Annotated in this window: 8 protein-coding genes; 3 read left to right on the top strand and 5 right to left on the bottom strand. The window is 62.4% G+C overall.

The window, feature by feature from the left end:
• Positions 1 to 1,394 (bottom strand): outer membrane protein assembly factor BamA (bamA, locus tag E8E68_RS10280; RefSeq protein WP_280341060.1); only part of this gene is annotated, 1,394 nt, incomplete at its 3' end.
• Positions 1,395 to 1,590: 196 nt separating this feature from the next.
• Between bamA and E8E68_RS10285 the strand changes: the two genes are divergently transcribed.
• Positions 1,591 to 2,292 (top strand): response regulator transcription factor, encoded by a 702-nt coding sequence (locus E8E68_RS10285; RefSeq protein ID WP_266034974.1) that lies wholly within the window; start codon positions 1,591 to 1,593, stop codon positions 2,290 to 2,292.
• Entirely contained in the window at positions 2,289 to 3,554 is a 1,266-nt protein-coding gene (locus E8E68_RS10290) for an ATP-binding protein (protein ID WP_266034971.1), read from the top strand. Before E8E68_RS10285 ends, E8E68_RS10290 begins: the two co-directional genes overlap by 4 nt.
• On the opposite strand, the gene E8E68_RS10295 is transcribed toward E8E68_RS10290, so the two are convergent.
• The 4 genes from E8E68_RS10295 to E8E68_RS10310 form a co-directional block, all read right to left on the bottom strand.
• A complete protein-coding gene (locus E8E68_RS10295; RefSeq protein ID WP_280341065.1) occupies positions 3,547 to 4,542 on the bottom strand; it encodes an aldo/keto reductase in 996 nt (331 codons plus the stop codon). The two genes, E8E68_RS10290 and E8E68_RS10295, sit on opposite strands and share 8 nt — an antisense overlap.
• Positions 4,543 to 4,638: 96 nt before the next feature.
• Entirely contained in the window at positions 4,639 to 5,490 is an 852-nt protein-coding gene (locus tag E8E68_RS10300; protein WP_064491418.1) for a LysR family transcriptional regulator, read from the bottom strand.
• Between the two features lie 62 nt (positions 5,491 to 5,552).
• The gene (locus E8E68_RS10305; protein WP_266034967.1) at positions 5,553 to 6,737 is read right to left on the bottom strand and encodes an MFS transporter; all 1,185 of its coding nucleotides are present in this window, start codon (positions 6,735 to 6,737) and stop codon (positions 5,553 to 5,555) included.
• 161 nt (positions 6,738 to 6,898) lie between these two features.
• The gene (locus E8E68_RS10310) at positions 6,899 to 7,780 is read right to left on the bottom strand and encodes a LysR family transcriptional regulator (protein WP_266034965.1); all 882 of its coding nucleotides are present in this window, start codon (positions 7,778 to 7,780) and stop codon (positions 6,899 to 6,901) included.
• A gap of 185 nt (positions 7,781 to 7,965) precedes the next feature.
• On the opposite strand from E8E68_RS10310, the gene E8E68_RS10315 reads away from it, so the two are divergent.
• The coding region (locus E8E68_RS10315) for a thiamine pyrophosphate-binding protein (RefSeq protein WP_280341077.1) at positions 7,966 to 8,355 on the top strand (390 nt) is incomplete at its 3' end.

The raw sequence follows: 8,355 nt of genomic DNA on the forward strand, positions 1-8,355 counted from the left end.
TGGTATTCCGAACGGGTCAGCCCGATGGACACCTTGTTACCGGTACCGAGGAAGTTGCTCTGGCTGATCGAACCACCCAGGATCAGGCCCGCACTCTGGGCGAAGCCGACGCTGGCGGTGATCGAACCGGAAGCCTGCTCTTCGACGCTGTAGTTGACGTCGACCTGGTCGTCGGTGCCTGGCACAGGCGGGGTCTCGACGTTGACTTCCTTGAAGAAGCCCAGGCGCTCCAGACGGGTCTTGGACTGGTCGATCAGGTAGGTCGAAGCCCAGCCGCCCTCCATCTGGCGCATCTCGCGACGCAGCACTTCGTCTTCAGTCTTGGTGTTGCCGCGGTAGTTGATGCGGTTGACGTAGGCACGCTTGCCCGGGTCGACCACGAACATGATGTCTACCGTGTGGTCCTCGTCGTTCGGCTGGGGCACGCCGTTGACGTTGGCGAAGGTGTAGCCTTCGTTACCCAGACGACGGGTGATCAGCTCGGACGTGGTGGTCATCACCTTGCGCGAGAACACTTGGCCCGGCTGCACCAGCAGCAACGACTTGACCTGGTCTTCCGGCACCTTCAGGTCACCGGACAGCTTCACGTCGCGAACGGTGTACTTCTCGCCTTCGTTGATGTTGACGGTGATGTAGACGTGCTTCTTGTCCGGGGTGATCGACACCTGGGTGGAGGCGATGTCCATGTTGATGTAGCCGCGGTCCAGGTAGTAGGAACGCAGGCGCTCCAGGTCACCGGAGAGTTTTTCGCGAGCGTACTTGTCGTCGTTCTTGAAGAACGACAGCCAGTTGGTGGTCTTCAGCTCGAACAGTTGGCCCAGGGTTTCATCGTCGAACACGTTGTTGCCGACGATGTTGATGTGCTGGATGGCAGCGACGGTACCTTCGTTGATCTTGATCTTCAGCGCCACACGGTTGCGCGGCTGCGGCACCACCTCGGCGTCGACCTCGGCCGAATAGCGGCCCTGGGCCACGTACTGGCGCTGCAGTTCGTTACGCACGCCTTCGAGGGTGGCACGCTGGAAGATCTCGCCTTCGGCCAGGCCAGATTGTTTCAGGCCCTTCATCAGGTCTTCGGTGCTGATCGCCTTGTTGCCTTCGATCTCAATGCTCGACACCGACGGGCGCTCGACCACGTTGATGATCAGCACGTTGCCATCGCGGTTCAACTGGATGTCCTGGAAGAACCCGGTCTTGAACAGGGAACGGGTCGAGTCCACCAGACGGCGGTCATCGGCCTGGTCACCGACGTTCAGCGGCAAGGCACCGAACACGCTGCCGGCGGAAACCCGCTGCAGGCCGTTGACGCGAATGTCGGCGATCCTGAACGGTGAGGCCTGGGCCAGCGTAGCTTTCAGCAGCAGGATGGAGAGCAACAGGCGCGGGTAGTTCATCAGGGGTTCCAGACAAGCGGATTTGGAAGGGGCAAGCGCGGGCAACCCGCAAGCAGCGGGCGATGAGGATACGGGCGGGCTGTGTACGGCGCGGTTAGCCGAGGGTAAAGATGTGTAAAGTCCGACCGGCCGGCGGTGACAGTGCCGGCGCGTAGGGCGATCATTACCACCCCTGCAATTGCGAAATCTGGCCCTGATGATCCCTGTGCTGCTGGTCGACGACGACCGCGAACTGACCGAAATGCTCTCTTTGTACCTGGCGCGCGAAGGCTTTCAGGCAACAGCCGTTGACACCGGTGAAGAAGGCGAGACCCAGGCGTTGTCCGGCAACTTCCAGGTGGTGGTGCTGGACGTGATGCTGCCCGGCATTTCGGGCATCGAAGTGTTACGCCGCGTGCGCGCGCGCAGCCAGGTGCCGGTACTGCTGCTGACTGCCCGGGGCGACAACATCGACCGCATCGCCGGCCTTGAACTGGGTGCAGACGACTATGTACCCAAGCCCAGTTCTCCTGGCGAGCTGGTGGCGCGCCTGCGGGCGATACTGCGCCGCGTGCAGCCACACCTGATGGGGGAAGCCAGCCCGCCCGAGGTACCTGAACAGGTACGCAGCGGCGCATTGAAAATGTGGCCGGGGCGGCGCGAAGCGCACTGGGGCGCAGCCACGCTGGAACTGACCGGCTCCGAGTTCAGCCTGCTCGAAGCCCTGGCGCGCCAGGCCGGTCAGCTGGTCAGCAAGCAGGACCTGTCGCTCAATGCCTTGGGCCGGCCGCTGACCCGCTATGACCGACGTATCGACGTGCACGTCAGCAGCATCCGGCAAAAGCTTGGCCCGCGTGCCGATGGCAGCAGCTGGATTCAGAGCGTGCGCGGCATGGGCTACATGCTGATCGTCGAATGATGCGCCGGCGTCTGTTCTGGAAGCTGTTCCTGGCATTCTGGCTGGCCAACACCCTGACCTTCCTGGTGGGGGCGGGGGCCTTCATGCTCAATGAGCTGCGCGGCGATACCCCCGGGCTGCGTTCGTTGCTGGCCACCGAGCTGCAAATGCTCGAACGGCATGGCGAGCGGGCCGGACGCCAGTTGCTGGACGTGTCGCCACAGCCGCAGGATGTGCAAGTAGGCCTTTACGACGATCAAGGCCGCTTGCTGGCTGGCCAAACGGTGCACGTGGCGCGTTTCGAGCAGGCACTGCTCGACCGTGACGGTCGCCCGCTGGTGCTGCGTGCTTCGGTGGCCACCCGTGTCGGTATGGCACCGCGCCCACGCAACCTTGGCCCGTTTGTGACAGGGGCCGTGATGAGCGCGCTGTTCGCGTTGTTGTGCAGCCTTTACCTGACCCGCCCGCTGGCCTGGCTGCGCGAGGCCATGGGCCAGGTTGCCCAGGGCCGTTTCGATATTCGGGTCCGGCCGCGGCTGGGCAAGCGCCGTGACGAAATCGTCGACCTGGCCGAGGACTGTGACCGCATGGCCGGCCAGCTCAAGGCCTTGGTGCAGGCCCAGCAGAACCTGCTGCATGATATTTCGCATGAGCTGCGCTCACCGCTTACCCGCATGCATGCTGCCATCGGCCTGATGCGCCAGCAACCCGACCGACCCGACATGCTGGAGCGGGTCGAGCGCGAGTCGCGGCGCATGGACGACCTCATCGAGCAACTGCTGACCTTGGCCCGCGCCCAGTCCCGTCAAGGCAACAGTGACTTCGCCAGCGTGGATGTGGTCGAACTGCTGGCGCAGATCGTCGAGGATGCCCGTTTCGAGGCAGGCATGAAGCAGTGCCAGGTGTCCTTGCTGGCGCAGGGGGCGTTTCTCATGCATGGCCATGAAGAACTCCTTTACCGGGCCTTCGAGAACATCATCCGCAATGCCGTGCGCTACACCAAGCCCGGCACGGCGGTATTGGTGGAGGCCGCACCGGCACCCGGTGGGCAATGGTTGCAGGTGTGCGTCAGCGACCATGGCCCGGGCGTCGACCCGGCGCGCCTGCAGCGCATCTTCGACCCATTCGACCGGGGCACCGACAGCAGCAGCGACGGCTTCGGCCTGGGGCTGGCGATCGCCCAACGGGCCATCGCCTTGCACGGTGGCAGCATCACCGCGCTGGCCGCCGCCACAGGGGGCTTGCGAGTGCGTATCGAACTGCCGCAAGCCATTGCTACTTGAAGCCGGTGACCACGTGGGGAACGTAAGGGGCCTGCAAGCGCGCCACCTCGTCCTCGCTCAACTGCAGTGACAATGCGCCCAGGGCATCGTCCAGGTGGGCGGGCTTCGAGGCGCCGACGATAGGGGCGCTAACGCCGGCCCTACCCAATACCCAGGCCAGTGCAACCTGGGCCATCGGCACCCCCCGTTCGCTGGCGATCTGCTCGACCACATCGATTACCCGGCCGTCCTCCGCCTCGGTCTTTTCATAGAACGATTGCCCGGACACATCGGTGCGCGTGCGTTGGGTTTGCTGCCCATGCGGTCGTGTCAGGCGGCCGCGCGCCATCGGGCTCCAGGGCATCAGGCCGACGCCTTGATCCAGGCACAGCGGGATCATCTCTCGCTCTTCTTCGCGGTAGATCAGGTTGAGGTAGTTCTGCATCGACACGAAGCGGCTCCAGCCATGGCTGGCGGCTACCTGCTGCGCCTTGGCGAACTGCCAGGCATACATCGACGATGCACCGATGTAGCGCGCCTTGCCGGCCTTGACCACATCATGCAGAGCTTCCATGGTTTCCTCGATGGGGGTGTGGTAGTCCCAGCGATGGATCTGGTAGAGGTCGACGTAGTCTGTGCCCAGGCGACTGAGGCTGGCGTCGATGTTGGCCATGATCGCCTTGCGTGACAAGCCTTGCTCATTGGGCCGGCTGGCGCCTTCCCACATGTTGGCAGGGAAGAACACCTTGGTGGCAATCACGGTTTCTTCGCGGCGGGTAAACTCCCTCAGGAGTTTGCCGAGGATGATTTCCGAGGTGCCGGCGGAATAGCTATTGGCAGTGTCGAAGAAGTTGATGCCTTGCTCGACGGCATGGCGAATGATCGGCCGGCTGGCGTCTTCGCCCAAGGTCCAGGGATGAGTGCCGGCGTCGGGTTCACCGAAGGTCATGCAGCCCAGGCACAGTCTTGAAATGTCCAGCCCAGTGCTACCCAGCTTTACGTACTGCATCGTCGTCTCCTTCAAGGGCGTGAGTGATGGAGTTAGCCTAACGCTGGCTGGGTTGGGCGAAAATTCCGTATTGATGCATGCGCTATCTGCAAGAATTCACAAGCGCAGCAGCGGCCGCACCTGTTGCTGAAGGAAGTCGGTAACCGCCTTGATCCGCGGCGTGGCGCGCACGTCTTCATGCACGGCCAGCCAGATTTCGATGCTCATTGTCTGTTGGGCGCTGCCTGCCTCTTTCAGACCGTGTTCCTGTGCCATGAACGCGGGCAGGCAGGCGATGCCGATGCCGCCGGCACAGGCTTGGGCCTGGATGCGCAGGTCATTGCTGTGCAATGCGAACGGCTGCTGGCCGGCCTGGAGGTTGAGCCATTGCTGTTGTGGGGAACGGGCCTGAGACTCGTCGTAGCCGATGTAGCGCCTGACCGTCGCGCTGGCCAGGTAACCGGGCGAGGCATACAGCCGGTAATCCAGGTGCCCCAGCAGGCTGACCACCAGAGTTGGCTCTGTCGGCCTGGCCAGGGCGATGCTGATGTCAGCTTCGCGGCGGACCAAGGATGCCTTGGATTTGCTGCCTACCAGTTTCAGGCGCAGTTGTGGGTAGCGCTGGTACAGCTCGCCCAAGCGCCGGGCGACGATGCTGCCCAGCAGCGCCGGTGGTGCCGAGAGCACCACTTCGCCTTCCACTGTCTGTTGGCCGGCGCTGGCGAAATGCTCCAGGGCAAACGAGGACATGGCCATCTGCTCGGCGAGTTCTGCAACACGTTGGCCTTCGTGGGTGAGGGCATAGGCGCGGGGACGTCGGTCGACCAGCTTGAGCTTGAGCGAAGCTTCGAGCGAGGCGATGCGCCGGGCCACTGTGGCGTGGTCGACACCCAGGGTCTTGGCAGCGGCCGACAGCGAGCCGGCCGAGCTGAAGGCGGAGAAATGGCGCAGGTCTTCCCAATCGAACATGAATGACTCGGCAGTGGCGGGTGCATAAAGGGGTAGGGTAACCCTTTATGACCCTGCCGGCTTCAATGCCCGCCTTTCATCCGCCGCGCCACCAGGTAAATGCCCAGGCCAACCAGCGCCGTCGCGGCGCCGATGTACCCGGTGCTGGTCCAGCCCATACCTGCAGTGATCGCCATACCTCCCAGCCACGGCCCCAGGGCATTGGCGAGGTTGAACGCCGCGTGGTTCGAGGCTGCCGCAAGGCTCGGTGCTTCATGGGCAATATCCATCAACCGGATTTGCAGCGGCGCCGCCAGGGCAATCATGGTGCCCACCAGGCCGATGCCCAGCAGCAGGCTCCACAAAGCTTGTGCAGCGAATGTGAAGAACAGCAGCACGGCAACCGACCACACCAGCACCAGCCCCACCGCACGGAACTGCAAGCGGTCGAACAGTTTGCCGCCCGCGATATTACCGACGATACCGCCTACACCGAACGCCGCAAGGCCGAACGGAATCCATTGCGGTGACACTTGGGTCACCTGCAGCATGGTCGGCGCCAGGTAGCTGAACACGCAGAACATGCCGGCAAAACCGATTGAAGCGATGGCCAGTGCCATCCATACCTGCGGCTGGGTGAAGGCTTGCAGTTCCTTGCGTGGGTCGCTGCGTGCTTCATCATGGCGCTGGGGCACAAAGCGCCAGACCAGGGCGATGGTGCACAGGGCGATCACGCCGACCAGCACGAATGCTGAACGCCAGCCTAAGTACTGACCGAGGAAGGTGGCCACCGGGTTGCCGAGCAGCATGGCCAGGGTCAGGCCCATCATGACGCGGGCAACGGCCCCCGCGCGTTGATCCTTGGCCACCATGCTTGACGCCACCACGGCGGCAATGCCGAAGTAGGCGCCGTGGGGCAGGCCGCTGATGAAACGGAAAGCCACCAGGCCGCCGAACGAAGGGGCGAGGGCGGTGGCCAGGTTGCCCAAGGCATACAGCAGCATCAACAGCAGCAGCATGTGCTTGCGCAGCAACTTGGCACCGAGAATCGCCAGTGTCGGCGCACCGACCATTACCCCCAGCGCATAGGCGCTGATGGCATGGCCGACTTGCGGCTCGCTCAGTTGCAGGTTGCTGGCAATGTCGGGCATGAGGCCCATGATGGCGAATTCGCCGGTACCGATGGCGAAGCTACCCAGTGCCATGGCGGCTTCCATCTTGGCCACCGTGCTTTTACTGGGAAGAGGAGGTTGTTCCTGGACTGACATCTGTATCCCTATTGAGGCATGCATTGAAACATGCTGAAACGTTCAACGCGGGATGATAGTCAATTCGCGACTTCAACGTCGAGGAAGTAGAGCGGCTTCCTCTCTTTCTCGTCGTTCGCCGGGCACCTATTGGACCGCCAAAGGGCCGGAACAGGTGGCTATCAGCGCTCCAGGTAATGGGTTTGTGCGGCGAAGTCGATGAAGCGCTTGCTGGCCAGCGACAGGTATTCCCCCGAGCGCCAGCACAGGCGAAAGCTCATTTGCTGCGCCGGCCGGAACGGCACGCCGACAATGCCCGGGGTGCGCTGCTGCACCGAACGCAGCAAAGTCGCCACGCCCATGTTGTCCAGCGCCGCTTGTACCACCAGCGACACGAAGTTGCTTTGCAGCGCCACCTGATAAGTGATCCCGTGTTCGGCAAAGAACGCGTCCAGCAGTTGTCGTTGCACGAAAGTGCGGTCAAACACCACCATGTCGGTGTTGCGCAGGTCCTCGGCGGTGAGGAATGCCTTGCCTGCATAAGGGTGGTCGGGGTGCATGCACGCCAGCATCTCGTCGCTGCCCAGCAGGATCGACTCCTTGTCCGGCGGCACCCGACGTGACTCCAGTAGCGCAAGGTCGATTTCCCGTTGTTCCAGGCGGTGACCAATGTCTTCGGCACTGCCTTCGAACACGGTCATGGCAATGCCTGGGTAAAACTGGCGGAAGGCATTCATCAACCCCGGCACATAGTGCAGGCCGAACATCGGCGGGATGCCCAGGCGCACTTCACCGCGCTTCAGGTCGGCCATGTCGCGCAGCTCTTGCCGGGCAACGTCCATTTCGCGCAAGGCCGATGCGATACGCGGCAGGAACTGCTCGCCCTCGGCGGTAAGGAGTACTTTGCGCGTGGTGCGGTTGAACAGGGTCACGCCCAGTTCTTCTTCAAGCCGGGTAACCGCCATGCTCAGTGCCGGCTGGGCAATGTGCAGGTGCTGCGCAGCCTTGGTGAAGCTGCCTTGCCGGACGATTTCGACACAGCAACGCAATGCCTTGAGGTTCATCGAGGGGTACTACCTTTCATGCCAGTTGCATTCATAACGAACTGTGATGACACGCATCATAACAATATATTTATTATTATTAACCAGAGGGCCTACGATGCGCGCCACTGAGACATCCTGCAACATCTCAGTCGCGCAGCTTAATAAATCTGCAATTCCACGAAGATTTTGAGGTAGTACCCCAAATGGCCAAGGCCGCCGATGTCGTTGTGCAATGCCTGGAAAACGAAGGTGTCGAGTATGTATTCGGCATTCCCGGTGAAGAAAACCTCGACCTGCTCGAATCCCTGCGCAAGTCGAAGATCAAGCTGGTACTGACCCGTCACGAGCAGTCTGCAGGCTTCATGGCTGCCACCTACGGCCGTCTGACTGGCAAGACCGGCGTCAGCCTGTCGACCCTGGGCCCTGGTGCGACCAACCTGGTGACCGCTAGTGCTTACGCCTACCTGGGCGGCATGCCGATGATGATGATCACCGGCCAGAAGCCGATCAAGAAGTCCAAGCAGGGCCGCTTCCAGATCATCGACGTGTGCGGCATGATGGACCCCATCACCAAGTACACCCACCAGTTCGCC

It is taken from the genome of Pseudomonas sp. BN607 (assembly GCF_029871175.1).
Classification (GTDB): Bacteria; Pseudomonadota; Gammaproteobacteria; order Pseudomonadales; family Pseudomonadaceae; genus Aquipseudomonas.

Bases quoted from the DNA above. Each gene is read 5' to 3' on its own strand.
- E8E68_RS10285 (WP_266034974.1), top strand. From the start codon at position 1,591: ATGATCCCTGTGCTGCTGGTCGACGACGACCGCGAACTGACCGAAATG.
- E8E68_RS10290 (WP_266034971.1), top strand. From the start codon at position 2,289: ATGATGCGCCGGCGTCTGTTCTGGAAGCTGTTCCTGGCATTCTGGCTG.
- E8E68_RS10295 (WP_280341065.1), bottom strand. From the start codon at position 4,542: ATGCAGTACGTAAAGCTGGGTAGCACTGGGCTGGACATTTCAAGACTG.
- E8E68_RS10300 (WP_064491418.1), bottom strand. From the start codon at position 5,490: ATGTTCGATTGGGAAGACCTGCGCCATTTCTCCGCCTTCAGCTCGGCC.
- E8E68_RS10305 (WP_266034967.1), bottom strand. From the start codon at position 6,737: ATGTCAGTCCAGGAACAACCTCCTCTTCCCAGTAAAAGCACGGTGGCC.
- E8E68_RS10310 (WP_266034965.1), bottom strand. From the start codon at position 7,780: ATGAACCTCAAGGCATTGCGTTGCTGTGTCGAAATCGTCCGGCAAGGC.